The sequence below is a fragment of the Parabacteroides leei genome (assembly GCF_023369805.1).
Lineage (GTDB): Bacteria > Bacteroidota > Bacteroidia > Bacteroidales > Tannerellaceae > Parabacteroides > Parabacteroides leei.
Genome location: NZ_JAMBQG010000010.1, coordinates 51,264 through 70,535, shown reverse-complemented (window position 1 = coordinate 70,535; position 19,272 = coordinate 51,264). Strand labels below are relative to the sequence as shown.

The following is a 19,272-nucleotide window of genomic DNA, read 5'->3' as shown; positions in this document are numbered from 1 at the left end:
ACAAAATCATCCGAAAAGCAAGCCTTGCAGAAGACAAAAAACGATTTCTGAGTTTTTCTGAATGATATCGAACATTGAGAAATATTCTGAAAATATAGATTTGCGACATGTAAAAATTAAACAAAGTGTTTTATTAAAGGTTATTTATCAATGTTTCGCAGAATTGGTGTATTTTTTATCCTTGTGGTTGCGGTATTAATCAAATATATCCTACCCAATGAAAAGCCGGAAATTATTCCTTTTCCTCAACAAAGTGTATCAGACAAGGGTGATTTCATATTCGATGAATCGACTCTCATCAGTGTAGAAAACGAAAAACAGGCAGCAATAGCGCAAGAATTTACCAGTCTATTCAATCTTGCTGCCGGATTTACTCCTAAAGTGACTATTCAAAACAAAAAAGCAGATATCATATTCCATACAGATAAAGAGTTAGAGTCTGAGCACTACAAACTGAATATAGGTCCGTCTTGTATTTTGGTAAAAGCATCCGGACAAAAGGGTTTCTTTTATGCCATGCAAACGTTGCATTTTTTACTTCCTTCAGCCATTAACAGTCCTACGCCGGTAAAAAATATTCGATGGAGTGTGCCTGGGATGACCATATTAGACGGTCCCCGACATAAAGATCGGGTTGTAGTTTTGTATACACCATTTAATCTTATCCCCAAAGATAATCTCAAAGAACTCATTGATTGTATGGCCATGTTAAAAATAAACAGGCTGCATTTCATACAGGAGCTTTATGATGTAATTCCAACTGCAGGACAAAAAACTACGGACAACATGATCTTATATGCTCAAACCAAAAAGGTCACAATTTCAAGCGGAACAATTCCAACTAAAGGGGTTACCTCCAATCTACCGTTTCAAGTGGAAGATATTATCCGGGAATCAAATATCCAACACTCCAAAGACAACAAAAAAATATTATTCCAATGTCTGGCATCCATTGCAGAAAAAAGTTGGTCGGATCTTCCATAAAGAAAACCCTGCAAGAGTTCTCTCGAATACTTGCAGGGTAATTAAGGTTTATTTAAATTATGTTGAATGTACTATTATTCCAAAGCCGGTGAGCTTGCTGTTGTCGGCCAGTAAGGATTCTGATACAAATTAGAAGTTTCCAATTTTGAATCAGGAGAAGCCAATGTCAGTTCAAGAACAGAATATGGCGATAGGTAATAAGCTTTTCTCCACTGGTATCCGTCCCAAACTTCATTATTCTCTTTGATTACGCGGTATGGGCGAATATATTTGCTGTCGTTCCGGTTTGAGATGTTGGCATCACCTTTACCTTCAGCCTGTTCGATCAAGGCGGATTCGTTAGTCAAGTTGCCTTTCTCATCTACTTTCAAATAAGCTTCATCCTTATACATTTGCGTCCAGAAATTCACACCTTCGGGAATGTATTTACCCATATTTTCAGGGAATAAGGCATCGAATGCTCTCCAACGGATCAAGTCGCTCCACCTTCTTCCTTCGCCGATAAATTCACAACGACGTTCACGGCGAATGTTATACATAGTCGCATCTACTTTTTCGGAACCGGAATAAACAGCCCAGTCCGGTTCTTTTGAAAGATCGGTAGCAGCGATAGTCTTACTAAAATCCGGATCTATACCGGCACGTTCGCGCAACTGTCTCCAATAAGAGGCTGCCGTCGCATCGATTGATCCGTTTTTCAAATAAGAAGCCTCCAGATAGTTTAAATAAGCTTCTGCAGAACGGGCTACTACAATACCATTCGTTCCACGTACACCATTACGGATTTGCGAGAAATCATAACAATAGTGTTTACGCTGGCGGAAACCGGTACGGTCACGATGTTCGGTCAAACCTACAACCGTCGGTGCTTCAAAAAGCTCTAAAGAATCTTCATTGACTAAAACCGTTGATTCGCCAAACAAGAACAATTGCAAACGTCCGTCACGTCCTTCTTTTTGCTGGTCGATCGTTACGTCACCCTTATATCCGGAATTGGCAGCATAGATCGGTAAACCGTTTTCCATCAAGAATGCGTCTACATAACTTTTTGTCATACCATTATTACCACCTTCCATGATATAGGCCATGAAACCGTGTGTTATACTTAAGTCTGAATCAAATTGACGCCACATTAACACTTCGTCTAAAGAACTTGGATCAGGCATTGAAAACATTTCGAAGTAAGGATTCCATCCATAAATCTGGTTGATTGCCGGATTCAATACTTTTGTATTTTGTACCAGACTATGATTGTCTGCCACTTCTTTCGCTGCACTCATTGCTTCAGTCAGAAAGAAATCTATTTCTCCATCAATATTGAATGTCTTACCCGCATTGTAAGCTTTGTCTGCTCCCGGCCATCCGGCTTCACCCGGTACACGTGGCGTACCTTTGTGATATTTTTCAAATGTCGCTTCGTACAAAGCTACTCTCGATTTCACCAAAAGTGCCATTTCTTTTCCGATGCGTACTTTGTTGAATGCCGTACCCGGTTTCAACATAGAAATGGCTTTATCCAAATCTTCCAGGATAAAACGAGCGACCTCATTACGAGGGGCACGTTTACTAAGTTCCACTAACTCTTCGTTTTTATCTTCCGGTACCGTTGTTATGATCGGAAAGTCTCCATAACTGCACAAGCGGTCGAAGTAGGCGGTAGCACGCAGAAAATAAATTTCACCGATATAATGGTTGATATCTTCCGGTGCACCGGATATAGTACCGGCTTCTTTCTTTGGCAATACTTGTTCCAGGAAGTAGTTCATGGCACGAATCAGACTGAAATCGGGACCTCCTGAAGAAGGTACCAACCAGCGATCTGCAGCAAAATAGCCTGTATTGGCTTCGCCTACTACCATATTGTCTGTACTACCGTCAACATTTAAAGGCCCGGCATTATACGCAGCATCATTTGTTGCAATAAGAGAGGTATAATAATTGATAGCATAAGCTCCCAATTCTTCAGCAGAATTAAAATATTGTGCAGGCGTAATGCTAGAAACCGGTTCCCTATCCAGGAAATCGTTACATGACGATGTCAATAACCCGAAAGCTGCTGCTATGGGAAATATATATATATTTTTTAAATTCAGTTTCATAATCCTCATTATTTAGAAATTAACATTCAAACCTACAGAAATCGTTTTACACAGTGGATACAATTTTCCGTCTCCCCAATCTCCACCTAATGTTTCAGGGTCAAATACTCCGGTAATATCAGAAATAGTCAGCAAGTTATCACCCGAAATATACAATCTGACAGAAGACATACCAGCCTTAGAAATCCACTGTTGAGGCAATGTATAACCTAACTGTATGTTTTTCATACGGATATAAGCTGCATTCTGCAAGTATCCACTTTGACGTTGTTGGTTCTTGCTTCCATCGAAGCTGGCACGCGGATAATAAGCATTCAAATTAGCACCCAACGGATCATTTTCACCACGCCAGAAATCCCAGTGTTCTTTGAAACCGGCAGATTGCCACATACCACCGTTTGCCCCCCAGAAATACGGACCATCCAACCAATAGTCACGTTTACCGATACCTTGGAAGAATACAGAGAAGTCAAAACCTTTCCAAGCAGCATCAAGAGTCAAACCGAAATTGTAACGCGGAGTACTATTACCAATTACCGAACGGTCGCCCGGATTATCTACCGTATTGGCACCTGTGTTAACAACACCATCACCATTTAAATCCTTATACATTACATCACCGGGGCTCCAGCTTGATCCCCAACTCGGTTTATTGTTAGCTAAATGAGCATCCATCTGTTCCTGAGTCTGAGCAATACCCACAGTAGTATACCCCCAGATTTCATTCAACATTTTACCGCTGTAATGAGCAATATCCAATGACCTTGAGTCATTCGGGTATCTGGTGATTTTTTGTCTTGCATCTGACAATACAAATTTAGCCCCATAACTAACTTCACCGATACGGTCTCTCCATGACAGTTCCAATTCAAAACCGTATGATTTCATATCAGAGTTATTGATTTTCGGAGGAGTTGTCCCTAAAACACTTGGTAGTTCAGGAGCCGGTCCGATCATGTCATACGTATAACGTGTAAAGTAGTCAAATGATCCGGTTAAACGGTTATTCAGTAAAGCCCAATCCAAACCGACGTCCCAGGTTTCTACTGTTTCCCAAGTCTTCAAAGAACTTACGATAGATGGTAATCCGGCTACATTCGGTTTCAAACCATTTACTAACCAACGGCCACTAGCTGTTCCGACCGGCATAGTTTGGTAGAATGGATACCAAGCATCATTTGTATCCGTATTACCCAACTGTCCCCAAGAACCTCTCACTTTTAATGTACTGAAAATATCAGACAGATCACCAAAGAATTCTTCACGGGCAATGTTCCATCCGGCTGATACAGATGGGAAAAATCCCCAACGCTGATCACCTATAAAACGGGAAGATCCGTCATAACGTCCGTTTAGCTCAACCATGTAACGATCTTTGTAGTTGTAGTTGATACGTCCGAAGAAACCGGCAACTGAATTTTCAGCCTTACCGCCACCCACTTTTTGTTCAGATGTAGTTTGATTTATCGTAGGTACTTCCGAAGAGATGATTTTATCACCTTGTCCATAAAGATTATCAGTTCTCGTCAATTCGGCATTAAATCCGACCATCACTTTGAAGAAATGGTTATTGATTGTTTTCTGGTAATCCGTATAAATATTTGTTGTAAAATAATCTTCTGTATATCTGCTTTCCGAAATGCGACTCGCTCCCGGTGAATAAGAAGCTCCGCCATCCCAGCTTATGGCATAAGGTTGGTTATTGGCATCGTATGCATAAACAGGCAACACAGCCCAGTGCTGATTGTTGGTATGCGTACGCATATTCCCGTCAATATTGATTGTCCAATCTTTGATCGGTTCGAACCTTAAACCCATTTGTTGAGTGTAATAATTCTTTTGCTGTGTCTGTACACCACCTTCTTCCATCTGGGTCAACTCCATACCTTCAGTCAAATGTCCATTGTCATCATACACCGGACAGGTCGGCCAGCGACGGGCAATATTATGGAAGAACAATCCCGTCATATAAGTCGGACGATCGTAATCTTCACGTGTCCATTTACTTGTATAATTTAAAGTAACCCATTTTGCCAATTGAGCTGATATTTTAGCATCCAATGTATATCGCTGGAAATTATCCGATCCATGACGTATCAAACCATTCTGATCCAGAAAACTACCACTGACACGGTAAGTCAATTTTTCCGTACCGCCACTTACGCTCAAATTATGTTCGTGTGAAGGCGCCCAGTTACGATATACTTCAGCAAACCAATCTGTATTAGCATTAGCACCTGTATACATTTCCCACTTATTTTGAGAATTGGGAGTAGAAACAGTTTTTATTTTACCAGCCTGATAATCCTGAATACGCTGCATGACATCAGCACTAAATACCGGACTCTGACCAGCATTGGCTGCTGCTGCATTAAAATATTGTGCGAACTGATAAGAATCCATCATTTCCGGTATCTGTAAAGCATCTGTGAAACGAAGATTACCAGAATAACTTACGCTGGTTTTACCTGCTTTTCCACCTTTCGTCTTAATTAAAATTACACCGAACGACGCACGCGAACCATAAATAGAAGAAGCTGCAGCATCTTTCAAAACAGAAACCGATTCAATATCATTCGGATTGACAGTGTTCATATTACCTTCAATACCATCAATCAATACTAATGGTTTCGAACCGGAACCATCGCCAATAGTACCGGCACCACGAATATTGAAACTCATTTCATTATCAAGCGTACCACCACCTGAATTTACTGAAAAGTTCAAACCGGGAACAACACCTTGCAAAGCTTGAGATACATTCTGAACCGGACGAGATTCAAGCACTTCTGCATCCACCATACTAACCGAACCAGTTAAATTCACCTTTTTCTGTGTACCGAAACCGACAACAACCACTTCATCAAGTGTTTGTGTATCTTCCTTAAGTACAACTTTAATAGGGCTTTGTCCTGTGTATTTTACCTCCTGGGTAATATAACCGATAAAAGAGATTTGGATCAAGTCTCCTTTTTTAACATGAGACAATTCAAAGTTTCCATTCATGTCCGTAACAGTTCCATTTGTCGTCCCCTTTACGACAACAGAAGCACCTGTAACAGGTCCGAACTCATCTTCAATAGTCCCTGTAAGTTTGTCTGTTTGTTGAGTAATAGTTGTTGCTGCATTCACTTCCAGAGCATGAAGCTGTCCCCCATAAGAAAAGGCTAACGAAAGCAGCAAAACACCAACGGTTTGCATTTTTTTTAGCATAGCATTACTTTTAATTATTAAAACTAGGTTAACTATAAGGAATAACTTATGTTAATCAAAAGATTTAGTGTATTGACACAGATTATATTTATGTTTGTTTTTATATTAGTTCTGGTAGAACTTATCCCTTAATCTTCAACCTATAAACAATTACAATACAATTCATTTATATAAAATATAGAACAGGAAGATTTAATTTAATTAGCCGAATTATTTTGTCAAATATTAATTATACTCATCAAGCTATTTAAAATAATTAAATATTTAAACTGTTAAAATATTGGTTATTTAAAAATAATATGTATTTTTGCACCGAAAACAAAAATAGTTCTACCAGAACTATGGTATTTGTTTTTTTTTCTATCCTTTGAAATATCGAATGTCTCTGTTTTGCGAAATTAATAAAGAAAAGGCGTTTAATAATCTCCCTAATTTTTAACCTAATTATAAAGTACAAGCATAACCAACAATATCGTCGAGATTACATCCCTGTTTACATGACTCACGAAAACCATAGAAAAAAACATAAAAAAAGCAGTTATCTAAAAAGATAACTGCTTGATTTTGTGAGCCGAAAACGAGACTCGAACTCGTGACCTACGCATTACGAATGCGTTGCTCTACCAACTGAGCTATTTCGGCAACATTATATATTTACTTGTTACTTGTTTTTCAATTCGGGCACAAATGTAAAAACTCTATTCGACATCTGAAAGAAGTTTGGCTAAAAAATCATCTAATTCTGCATCTAAATCTTTCAACAGCGGATCGTCGGCACGTAAAACTTCATCGTCGAGGAAGAGAAGTTCCTCTATTACAACGAAATCCTCATCTGTCAGGCTAACAGAGAAAGGTTTCATGATGTGAGGACTGTCAAATATATTTTTCGCAACTAAAAGAGTCAGCACTGATTTCACGGTGTTGGCTACCTGCTTGTTGAATTTGTCTTCTTCACAGGGACAGCCTACCCAGTCGAATACGATCGTCTTGTCCAGCAACCGTTCCTCTTCGTCATAGATTTGCAGCTCCCCGCTTTCAGGGTCAGCCTGGACATATAAATCACTGTGATAGCTATTGGAATCATCGGCAGTCAGTTTTCCGATAGCGGAAGTAAAGGTTGTCTCCAGGACAGACTGAATCTTTGCATTATTTGCACTCATAACTCTTTTTTTATTCTTTTTGAATCGTCTGTCAAAAGTAGTAATAATTCGGAGAATATATGATATTATTCTCCAAATTGCATATTAAGTTTTTTATCCGAGCGTATCCGGTTTGCTAACGCTTCTACATAAAGATATAAAAGACGGGTGTTCTTACCCTGGTCGCCTTCATTCTTTTTAAACAGGTCGTATGACTTTTTAGCCCAATCGTATGCCTCCTTCAACTCACTTTTCATTTCATACCCCAAAGCGATATTGGATGCTACTTTTGCCTGAGTCTTCCAGCTATTGGAAGTATCATACAGATGTTGCCAGCGCTCAGCTGCCTTTTCCCACTTCTCTGAACGGGCATAAGCAGTGGCTTCTTTCCAGTGCGCTCCCATACCGGAATAGAACCAGCGGGTTTCACGAGTCCAATGAGGAACAAAATTAGGGCTGGCTCTCATACCGATATACTCGCCCGATGCACGTGCGGCATCATCCATAGAGGGTAATACATGATCCAAAAGCACTTGGTTATAGGCACTTTCCGAAAAGAAAAGACTATCCGTCATGTAAACAGTCGCCAAAGGATTCGGTCTGCCCGGCAGATAACCACGTATCACACCCGACATTTTCACACTGATATCACCGGCCACATACCCTTCTGCAAATGCAACCACATCTTTTTGTGTTTCGAATAACATACGATCCACTGAGATCACGGCATCCGTTCCGGTTTCATCACATAAGGCGGTTACTTCCTCCGGTGTCAGTTTCTTATCTTCGTAATACACATCATCCTTACGGGTAGCATCATGATAAAGAAGCACGTCGTTGAAAAAAGAGACATCGACCATTGCCTTCCCCAGTCCTTGACAAGTAGCAAATAAAGCACTATCGGTTTTCACATGACAGGTATCCTGTTTTGTACCGAACAGACTAAGCTGACAACCGACATCATCCGGCTGCGGCACTGCATTATTCACTACCAGTACTTTACCGACATTTTCCGGAAAAGTAATCTCTGCCGGATTGTATGTTTCAATCGCCACATAGTTGACCGAACTACAAGACGTCAACAGGCCGATTGCCAATAAATAAAACGCACTTCTCATCACTCTTCTGTTTAAAAGAGGGCGAAACTAAGTTCGCCCCTACATTATACAATATCGCTCACCGCCTTGAAATAGCCGATCGACTCTGCGATACCGAGGAAAGGATCTTTCATATCCTTCTCGTATTCCAGGCTGCACATACCAGTATAGTTCACTTCACGCATCATCTTCATTAATGCCGGAAAGTCGATCTTTCCACGACCGATCTCTATACCGACACCTGCCTTCGATGAGTCTGTTACATCCTTGATATGCATATCAAACACACGGGTATGATATTTCTTCAAGTCGGTAACCGGATTACAACCGTTACGCAGGTCATGACCGATATCCAGACACATTCCGATACGCGGATCCAGGTCTTTCGTATGCTCCCAGACATCCGTTGCATCCGGATAGGTTTTAATATCGGGACCATGCAGGTGAATCGCATAATTGAAATCGTATTCCTTCACTTTCTTGTCCACATACGGGAGCAATTCGTAGTTGGGAACGCCCACAATCAACTTTACACCTACGCGTTTCGCATACTCGAAAGCACGGTCGATCTCCTGTTCACTCTTCATATAAATAGGACCAACCGCATAACCCGTCACTTTATGTGCGGCGCATTTCTCATGAAATGCTTTAATCTGTTCGTCGGTACTATCCATCGGCAAGTGGAAATCCTTGATACAAAGATAATGAATATCCAGTCTCTCCAAAGTCTTTAGGGTTGTGTCCAAATCAAAATTAACAAATGTATAGCCAGCCATCCCTAATCGCCAGGGATTAATCGACTTGGCTGCCTTGGGAATGATCCTGTCCGGCAAACCGGCTTTTACTACACTGGCCGAACCTAATAATATAGCGCCGGCAAGTCCTTGTCTAAAAAAGTTTCTTCTAGAATTCTTCATGGTAAATTATGTAAATAATATATTACTGCTTTTTCAGAGGTAAAACGACCGTAAATGTTGAACCTTCACCGAACACGGAAGAAACGCCGATCGTCCCTCCCATCTGGGTAATAAGTCCTTTACAAATTGCTAACCCCAGGCCTACCCCTTTACTCCAGTCATCCAATTGAACGAAACGGCTGAATATCTTCTCCTGTTTATCTTCGGGGATACCTTCTCCCGAATCTTCCACCGAAAAGACGACATCTGTCTCTGTCACCTCATAACCAAAGCGGATAAAACCTTTTTCCGTATGCTTGATTGCATTGGTCAGCAAGTTAGTAAGAATTTGCGTAAGACGATTACGATCTGTATAAAAAAGTTGTGGCAGGCATTCATTAAGTTCTAATTTTACATTTTCAGGCATCCTTAGCTTTATCACATTATAGATCTCCTTCATCAGGACAGGAAGATCGTGCACTGCATAATTCAAAGCCATCGTATTCGACTCAATCTTCGATATATCAAGGACATCCGTTATCAAACGCTGAAGCAGTTCATTGTTACTTTGTATAATATTGGCATATTCCTGCCGGGTTTCCTGATCATCTTCATCTACCAACACCTGGGAAAAACCGACAATAGCATTCAGCGGAGTTCGGATCTCATGGTTCATATTAGCCAGGAAAGTCGATTTCATCCGGTCGGCTTCTTCTGCTTTCTCTTTAGCCAACTTCAACTGCAACCCGTAACGATGGCGACTATAGGATATATACCCCAACAGGCAACATAAAATAAACAGGAGAATAGCTCCCCCTCCCATTTGAAGAAGCTGAGAATGTGCCTGGGCAACTTCCAGATCCATCTGTTTGTTTTTTATTTCCAGTTTATCTACCTTATGTTGTGCATTCATTTCCGCCAGTTTATCGTAAAAGCGGACTTTCGATAATGAATCACTCAAAAAAGCATATTCTTGATAGAGTTGCGACGCTTCCCTATCCCTTCCGATCTTCAATAGAACATCTGCTTTACGATCTAACATATCGAGGTAACTCCCCATCGTATTCCGCTGGCGCCAAACTGGTAATAAAGTATCAAAAATCGCCAGGGCTTTGTTATATTGTTTACTATGTTGATAATAAGAGCCATAAATTGTCTTCAACTCTATTTCATAATTATACATCCCATATTTCATCAGAAGTGCCCGGGCTTGTTGCAAGTGAGCCAACGCCTCCTTGAGTTTATCCCTTCCTATATATTCCATGGCATAGTGCCGGTGCATGACATATTCCAGGTAATATATAGACATTTCATCATCCAACCACTCGATCCCTTTTCCCTTACAGATCTTAATGTAATCATCCAGCCGCTCAACATATTTCAATCTCGTTTCGGGATCCAAGGCTTTATTCATCAATTGCCGGATAATATTGATACGCTTGATAAGAGGTGCATTTCTCATTTCCATACTATGTACAACCTCTTCATACAGAGCGACACCTTCTTCACCTAGATTATTGGACAAATAAAAGTCGGCAAGTGCCTGATTTGCCATCTCTACTCCTTCGGGATAATTCAGACTGGTCGCTTCTTCCTTTAAATCGTCAACATATTTCAGGGCTTCTTCATTTTGCATCGAACGATTCAAAATATAAATATACCATGCTTTCATCCGGAAATACTCTACAAACCTCTTTTGATCCCTAAAGAGAGGTAATGCCTTTTGCATCCAGAAATACATACTGTCGGTATTTTTGGAATAATAATAACGGACATAACAGAACATGGCATTCGCTTCCTGATAGCGATCCTTCCGACGTAGGGCTTCTTCCAGCAATTGTGTGGCATACTCAAAACCCTTTTGTTGCTGTACATTTGCCTGTGCTATCGCAAAAAGCGAATCGAGAGATAGCGCATCTGAAATGTCATTAGCACCACATAAAGTAACAGGAAGACAAAAGCTTCCTAAAAAACAAAAGATGATGAACAGCCTTTTTCTTATTTCCCTCATTTTTTATACACCTTGTAAATAACAAGGCCTGCAAGTTAGTAAAAATTAAAGATATATAAGCTTTATCTCGAAAAATAAAACAAGGGCAACTCAAAACCAGGAAGAATTGATCTTATATACGAACGGATATTGTCCAATAGAACTGTCATACTATCATTCTTGACTTTCCGCGTATTGAAATCCAATACTTACAGGCGATGATAGTTCGTATGATAGTTCCATTTTTAACCATCATACTATCATAAAACAGCCTAACAAAACCGGCTGGGTATATGACTTATTTTCAGCAAAGTAGGGACTTTTCTTTCCTGAGACCCGGGTGTAAAGGGTACTGGGATCCGGGTCTCAGCATCATTCAAACCCGGGTGTAAAAGGGCCTGAAAAAGGGATCTCAAGGAGAAGAATAAGTAGTTTTCGTGAAAATAACAGCCATATTTGAGCGAAAGATGTAGGGTACTATCGGAAAACAGCAGGCATCTGATCGTTTTTAATCCTCTTTTTTGCGATGCCTACACCTCAAACAGGTCGTTATGATAGTTTATGATAGTTGAATGATAGTTAAAACGCGCAACTATCATAAACACAATCATTGATATTCAAATGACATACTGAAATCATGATAGTATGATAGTTGATTTTGAAAACACTTGAATGATGAATACAAAAGAAAAAAACGGCGGGAACGATTATCTTCCCGCCGTCCTTTGTTAACTATTATTTCGTCAATGCAGCAATGCTCTCCTCTATCGATTTGATCTTGCTTTCGGCATCGGCTTGTTTCTTACGTTCCATATCGATTACCTTGGCCGGAGCTTTGCTTACAAAGCTTTCGTTGCTCAGTTTCTTTGTAACGGAAGCAAGGAAGCCTTGCTGATATTTCAGTTCTTCACGCAATTTAGCCAACTCTTCCTCCACATTGATCATACTGCCCAGAGGAACAGCATATTCCGTGGTACGAACCAGGAAGGATACGGCACCGGCAGCCTTATCGCCGGTCTTTGCAATCTCAGACAGGTTACACATCTTAGCGATTACCGGGTTAAAAGCATCGTTATGATCTCCCAATACCTGCAAAGTCAATTCTTCCTTATTCGGAATATTTTTCTGCAAACGGATCGTACGAACACCGCTCACGATCTCTTTCACGATCTCGAATGATTCCAGATAAGCGGCATCTACCGGTGTAACTTCAGGCATCAATGCAACCATCAGACTTTCACCTTCCTTACGCGGTTCGAGAGCCTGCCATAATTCTTCCGTAATGAACGGCATGAACGGATGGAGCAGACGAAGCAACGCGTCGAAGAAACCGAGTGTTGCCTGATAAGTTTCCTTATCGATCGGCAGCTGATAACCTGGCTTGATCATTTCCAGATACCAGGAAGAGAATTCATCCCAGAACAGTTTATAGATAACCATCATCGCTTCGCTCAGACGGTATTTACTAAACAAATCGTCTACCTCGGCAATAGTTTTATCCAACTGCATCTTAAACCATTTAACTGCAGTAGCCGATGCTTCCGGTTGTGTAATCGTATCGTCGACCGTCCAACCTTTGATCAGACGGAAGGCATTCCATATCTTGTTATTGAAATTACGTCCCTGTTCGCACAAAGCTTCGTCGAAAGGAATATCGTTTCCGGCAGGAGCTGCCATCATCAATCCCATACGGACACCGTCGGCTCCGTACTGTTCGATCAGCAATAACGGGTCGGGAGAGTTTCCTAATGACTTCGACATCTTACGTCCCAGTTTATCACGAACGATACCTGTAAAGTAAACATTCTTGAACGGCATGTCGCCCCTGTATTCGTAACCTGCCATAATCATACGGGCTACCCAGAAGAAGATGATATCCGGTCCTGTTACCAGGTCGCTGGTCGGATAGTAATAGTTGATTTCTTCGTTATCCGGGTTATTGATGCCGTCGAACAGAGAGATCGGCCACAACCAGGAAGAGAACCAGGTATCCAGACAGTCGTCGTCCTGACGAAGATCGGCCATTGTCAGTGCCGGATTCTTTTGTTTCGCCAGTTCCAATGCCTTTTCAGGTGTTTCGGCTACCACATAACCACCTTCCGGCAGATAATAAGCCGGGATACGATGTCCCCACCACAACTGACGGCTGATACACCAGTCTTTGATATTTTCCATCCAGTGACGGTATGTGTTCTTGAACTTAGGCGGATAGAATTTCAGGTCGTCATTCATAACCGGTGTCAAAGCGATCTGTGCCAGGTGTTCCATTTTCAGGAACCATTGCATAGACAGCTTCGGTTCGATAGGCACATTGGTACGTTCCGAATAACCGACCTTATTTTCGTATGCTTCCACCTTTTCCAACAGGCCGGCAGCTTCCAAGTCTTTTTCGATCTGTGCACGAACATCGAAACGATCCATGCCGATATACAAACCGGCAGCTTCGCTCAGTGTCCCGTTATCGTTGAAGATATCGATGGAAGGCAAGTTATATTTCTCGCCCAGCATATAGTCGTTTACGTCATGAGCCGGAGTTACTTTCAGGCAACCTGTACCGAATTCTATATCAACATAATCGTCCTCGATAACCGGGATCACACGGTTTACAAGCGGAACGATCACCTTCTTACCTTTCAGGTGCTGGTTCTTCGGGTCGTTCGGATTGATACACATGGCAGTATCCCCCATGATCGTTTCCGGACGGGTAGTCGCGACAACGGCGTAACCGTCTTCCCCTTCGATTTTATAACGGAGGTAAAACAGTTTGCTATGTTCTTCTTTATAAATTACTTCTTCATCGGAAAGAGCGGTCAGAGCTTTCGGGTCCCAGTTCACCATACGCACGCCACGATAGATCAGACCTTTGTCGAACAGGTCGACAAAAACTTTCAATACGCTTTCCGAACGTTTTTCGTCCATCGTAAAAGCCGTACGGTCCCAATCGCAGGATGCACCCAGTTTACGTAACTGTTTCAGGATGATACCTCCGTGTTCTTCTTTCCATTCCCAGGCATGTTTCAGGAACTCATCGCGGGTCAGGTCAGTCTTTTTGATTCCCTGCTGTGCCAGTCTGTTCACCACCTTCGCCTCGGTAGCGATAGATGCATGGTCGGTACCCGGTACCCAGCAAGCATTCTTACCCAACATACGGGCACGGCGGATCAGGATATCCTGAATGGTATTGTTAAGCATGTGTCCCATATGAAGTACGCCGGTGACGTTAGGGGGCGGAATGACGATTGTATACGGTTCACGACCGTCCGGTTTCGACTTGAAAAAGCCGTTATCCAACCAATACTGATACCACTTCCCCTCTACTTCTGCGGGATTGTACTTACTTGCAATTTCCATATTGTTTTGTTCTTATTATATCCTTATTAAACATAGGCCAGCTTGCCTGTTATTTTTGATCTGCAAAGGTACAAAAAATATTATCATATAGCATGTTCCGCTCATAAAATCAGGATACGTCAGTCATTGATGCCAACACCGAACTGCGTCTGTTGTTTTTCCACTTCTTTCACTTTCAACTGATTTAATTCCTTACGTAAACGTTCGTTCTCTCTTTCCAGATCGCTTTTGTTTACAGAACGATCCGTTACGACAAACGACTGTCCGGAGGAAGCCAGCTCTTTTTCCGAATAGATTTCCTTTTGGTCATTAACTACACTTTCAAACTCCAGAACTCCTTCCAACGGACGGGATTCACCCGGGTTTTGCATAGAGGCTATGATTTTAATTTTACCGGGTTTTGCTGTCGATTGTACTAAAACCGGAGCCGTCCCCCAGATCAACGGACACGGGTTAGTGCCCACAGAAGCATCTCCAAGTATATGTCCTTCTCCTTCTATCTGGAAACGGATACAAGAGTTATTTAAACGCTTTACCGTTCCCCGCTTATCAACAACCTCAGCAATCACTGTCACTACATCCGAACCGTCGGCTTTCAACGAAACTTGTTCATGATCCAAACGAAGTGCTATATGATCGGCTTGGCCGGACGGATAACGCTTATGACTTACAACCACCTTACCATCGATCAGCCCTTCCGCCAGTAAATAGGCATCATTCTGTTTGCCGGAACGAGCCATCGTTTTCCACTCCATAAAATGAAATACATCTTTAAATGTAATAATAGGTGAAGGCATTCCTTTATGGTTAGGGTCTTTTTTATACTTATACTCTTTTCCATCTTTAAATACTGTCAGACGAACTTCGTCACAATTAGAATACACAGTCACATCTTCAGGAGAAAAAGGAGTAATTTCATGAGCAATATAAATCATCGGACCATTATCTGCGATCAAATCACTTTTTTCAGGAGAACGTTGTGCCATAAACATATAATAAGAGGACTTCGGTTGACGAAAAGCATCCATAATTCCCCCGTAGAAAGGATCGGCATGATATCCGCGTTGATGGTCGAACGAATGCCAGAAACAGGCGCCGACTATCTGGCTGGGTTTGTTGCAGATCGTTTCATAGCATAAAACCGGATATTCCTTTACGTAGGACGGATTCGCATAATGTTCCGCCTGAAGTAGCATCGGTACTTCTCCCCATCCGCGTGCCACGCGGCTATCCGAATTTTGAGCATTCCAGTCGTCTACATTATCTCCCCATTCACGGATAAAATAGGTTTTATCCGTTCGTAACTTCGATTCGATAGGACGTAACAACAAGGAATAATAATGATCTCCCGCCGCACCGTCGTCACAAGCAGCGATACTATAAGGATATGGATATTCTTCCTGACAAATATCCAATGCCTTCTTGGCGAATTCTTCCGGATAATGCGTTTCGTTCAGAATCGGTTCCCAAAAGAATAAAGAAGCATGATTACGGTGTATGCGGATCATATTCCGTATATCCGAATAAACACGTTCACTAAAAACCGGTTCTTTATTCCAAAATTGCCAACCCGGAACTTCAACCAATGCAAACAAACCCAATTCGTCACAGGCATCCATGAAAGCAGCATCAATCACGTAGTGGGTACGAATTACTTTCATGCCAGCATCACGAAGTTTCTTAGCATCCCTCCATTGCATAGAATTAGGTAAAGCATTCCCCAAAACTGCAAAATCCTGATGCCGGTTTGTTCCCATTAGCTTGCCTTCATAAGGTTTACCGTTGATCCACAATCCTTCCGTCTGCTTAAATTCAATACTTCTTATACCCACTCGCTGACGATAGCCGTCCAGCACCTGGCCATTGGCACCTCTGACCATCACTTCCAGATCATATAAATAAGGATGATCGGGACTCCATAAAGAAGGTGTATTAATTTTCATCGAACCAACAGCATACGAGGCATCTTCCCTCTTCACTGCCAACCTCGTTGAAACGCGCCTGACAATTTCACCCGATTTCTTTTTCAACTCAAAAGTAACCGTAACCTTTTTATCACTTGCCGAATTATTGCGGATATGGGCTTTCAGGTTTACAAGGGCACTTTTTTCAGATACATCGGCATAGGAGACAAACAAGCCTCCTCCCGCAACTTCATCTTCATAATTCGAATCGGTTATAAACACGTCATTATGTGCAACCAGCCAGCAATCACGGTAAATACCACCGAAATAGGTAAAGTCCAAAAGATTTTGCGGTTTGCCGACAGGATAAGAAGGATCATCACTATTATCTGCTTTTACAGCTATCACATTCTCTTCATCCCATTTCAGGAGATTCGTTACATCCAGGATAACAGGCAGATATCCGCCATAATGCGTTTTTAACAACTGTCCGTTTACATAGACCTCACTTTTCCCCATGATCGCCTCAAAATGTACGAACAATTGTTTTCCCTTCAAACGATCATCCGGTGTGAAACGTTTACGATACCAAGCTACACCCTGATAGTTTGCACAACCACTGGCTTCCACCGGCAGATACTCCAATCCGTGCGGGAGCGAAACAACTTCCCAACCGGAATCATCAAAGTCGGCAGCATAGGGAGTTCCCGACACATCTCCTTTTATAAACCTCCATGCCAGATTCATGGAATAGACCTCACGGCCGGTATTGGGTAATTCATAAAAACCGGCAGTCGAGAATTCCGGCGAACCTGAGGCGGACAGATTAAATGTCAATACCCAAAATAGCAACACTAAAATATTCTTTTTCATAAAATAGTCTGTTATTAAAATCAATCACTTTTATATTCAGAAAGGAAACCCCGAATCTTCTTCCGTAAATGCAGATCCGGGGTTTTCAATCTAATTATTAACCATTATTACCAATCTTTATTCTGTACCAAATTCGGATTGTTATCTATTGCTTCCTGAGGAACCGGGAACAAATACATTTTATCATTCCAGAAACGTTCTTCCACAAATTTATTGTCCATCGCATCACTGATCGCCTTCAAACGGGCACCATACACTTTACCCGATTTCACCTTATCAGCAATATGCCAACGAATGATATCGAAATAACGCAAACCTTCAAAGGCAGTCTCTATACGTCTTTCATGGCGTAGCTTTTCACGCAAAACGGATTGAGAAGCGACTGCGATATCAGGCATCCCCGCCCGTTGACGGATCTGATTAATCAGAGCGACAGCTCCACCCAAATCCTGCCCCAGTTCAATCAAGGCTTCTGCCCGCATCAAAAGGACATCCCCATAACGCAAGACTGTCATATTCTTTTGACCGCGGGTACGGTCTGCATATTCCCCCTGCAAATCCACCCATTTGGTAACAAGAAAACCGGTCATATGTGTTTCTTTCTTTACATAATCCTTGCTATCCGGATCATCCACACCATAACGGGAAACAACTTTTTCCCCTACTTTCCATTCCCAGTACGGCCACATGATGGTAGCAGCCAGACGGGGATCACGGAAATCATATTCTCCGCGATGCGTATCAGCTTCCGCATCTTTCCTTTTCTGGAAATATTCACAGCCCAGAGATTCGCATTCGGAAACCGGATGACCGTTCACACATTCATAATCGTCTACCAATTCCTGCAACCCCAACACGTGCGACCAACCGGCATAAACGGAAGAAGCCGGAGACAAGTTACGATTCAGCTCATGCACAACCAGCGGAGAACTGTATTGACGTTCAAAAATCACCTCTTTATTACTTGCGTCAGCCTGTGGGCGGAATAATTCTTCATAATTGGGATGAAGCTCATATTCTCCGGACCCGATAACCTCGTTCGTATAATAAAGTACTTTTTCATAATTTTTTTCGTACAGATAAATACGTGAAAGGAATGCATTCACTACCTGTTTGTTAACACGACCTCTTTCTGTCACAGAAACTTTATCGATATTCGGCAGCACACCTTCTTCCAATTCTTTCAATACAAAATCCAATACCTCCTGGCGAGGCTGGCGAGACGTTTCTCGGGCTTCCGCCACACTCAACGTCTTAGTGATCAGAGGCACATCTCCGAAAAAGAAAACCATATTGTAGTAAACAAAGGCACGAATAAAACGTACTTCCGCGTTAAAACGGAGATATTCTTCTTCCGATATCTGGCCTTTTGCCTTCTCGATCCCTTCCAATATGTAATTCAGTTTGGCAATGGATGCATAGCGCCATTCATCCTTAACGGCATCACTCTGTGTCGTATAAGTACCATTTCCCACTTCCTTGTATTTGGCATCACGGTGTGTCGCATTATCACTGATACAATCGCGAAGCACCACTTCATTCGGACCAGGTACATACTCGTAAGCTCCTTTCACCATCATTTCTGTCTGGGCTTTATCGTTCCACCATTGATCTTCGGAAATCTGATCCAAAGGAGGTGTGGTCAGAAAACTATCGCACGAAGAAACGCCTAGCGCCATCAAGGCTGCACATATATATATTTTTATTGATTTCATTTTTTCAGCTT

General features: G+C 41.8%; 10 protein-coding genes and 1 tRNA gene. 1 reads left to right on the top strand and 10 read right to left on the bottom strand.

The window, feature by feature from the left end; translation table 11 throughout:
- Nucleotides 1–150: 150 nt before the first annotated feature.
- Entirely contained in the window at nucleotides 151–984 is an 834-nt protein-coding gene (locus M1P97_RS15075) for a glycoside hydrolase family 20 zincin-like fold domain-containing protein (RefSeq protein ID WP_195371103.1), read from the top strand.
- Between the two features lie 74 nt (nucleotides 985–1,058).
- Here M1P97_RS15075 and M1P97_RS15070 read toward each other — a convergent pair whose 3' ends face one another.
- From M1P97_RS15070 to M1P97_RS15025, 10 genes are all read right to left on the bottom strand, one after another.
- On the bottom strand, nucleotides 1,059–3,083 hold the full coding sequence (locus M1P97_RS15070) for a RagB/SusD family nutrient uptake outer membrane protein (protein ID WP_249389512.1): 2,025 nt from the start codon (nucleotides 3,081–3,083) through the stop codon (nucleotides 1,059–1,061).
- 12 nt (nucleotides 3,084–3,095) lie between these two features.
- Nucleotides 3,096–6,296: a SusC/RagA family TonB-linked outer membrane protein gene (locus M1P97_RS15065; RefSeq protein WP_249389511.1), complete on the bottom strand. Its 3,201-nt coding sequence runs from the start codon at nucleotides 6,294–6,296 to the stop codon at nucleotides 3,096–3,098.
- Between the two features lie 569 nt (nucleotides 6,297–6,865).
- Nucleotides 6,866–6,938 (bottom strand) — tRNA-Thr (locus M1P97_RS15060).
- Between the two features lie 56 nt (nucleotides 6,939–6,994).
- Entirely contained in the window at nucleotides 6,995–7,456 is a 462-nt protein-coding gene (locus tag M1P97_RS15055; RefSeq protein ID WP_195371097.1) for a hypothetical protein, read from the bottom strand.
- Nucleotides 7,457–7,521: 65 nt separating this feature from the next.
- Nucleotides 7,522–8,553 (bottom strand): DUF6340 family protein, encoded by a 1,032-nt coding sequence (locus M1P97_RS15050; RefSeq protein WP_195371095.1) that lies wholly within the window; start codon nucleotides 8,551–8,553, stop codon nucleotides 7,522–7,524.
- 44 nt (nucleotides 8,554–8,597) lie between these two features.
- Complete coding sequence (locus tag M1P97_RS15045) at nucleotides 8,598–9,449, bottom strand: sugar phosphate isomerase/epimerase family protein (protein ID WP_075556245.1); 852 nt, start codon at nucleotides 9,447–9,449, stop codon at nucleotides 8,598–8,600.
- Nucleotides 9,450–9,471: 22 nt separating this feature from the next.
- The gene (locus tag M1P97_RS15040) at nucleotides 9,472–11,439 is read right to left on the bottom strand and encodes a tetratricopeptide repeat-containing sensor histidine kinase (protein ID WP_249389510.1); all 1,968 of its coding nucleotides are present in this window, start codon (nucleotides 11,437–11,439) and stop codon (nucleotides 9,472–9,474) included.
- Nucleotides 11,440–12,153: 714 nt separating this feature from the next.
- Nucleotides 12,154–14,769, bottom strand: coding sequence for a valine--tRNA ligase (locus M1P97_RS15035; protein ID WP_249389509.1), 2,616 nt, complete (start codon nucleotides 14,767–14,769; stop codon nucleotides 12,154–12,156).
- Nucleotides 14,770–14,888: 119 nt separating this feature from the next.
- Complete coding sequence (locus M1P97_RS15030) at nucleotides 14,889–17,546, bottom strand: sugar-binding domain-containing protein (protein ID WP_249389508.1); 2,658 nt, start codon at nucleotides 17,544–17,546, stop codon at nucleotides 14,889–14,891.
- 107 nt (nucleotides 17,547–17,653) lie between these two features.
- Nucleotides 17,654–19,261: a RagB/SusD family nutrient uptake outer membrane protein gene (locus tag M1P97_RS15025; protein WP_249389507.1), complete on the bottom strand. Its 1,608-nt coding sequence runs from the start codon at nucleotides 19,259–19,261 to the stop codon at nucleotides 17,654–17,656.
- Between the last annotated feature and the right edge of the window lie 11 nt (nucleotides 19,262–19,272).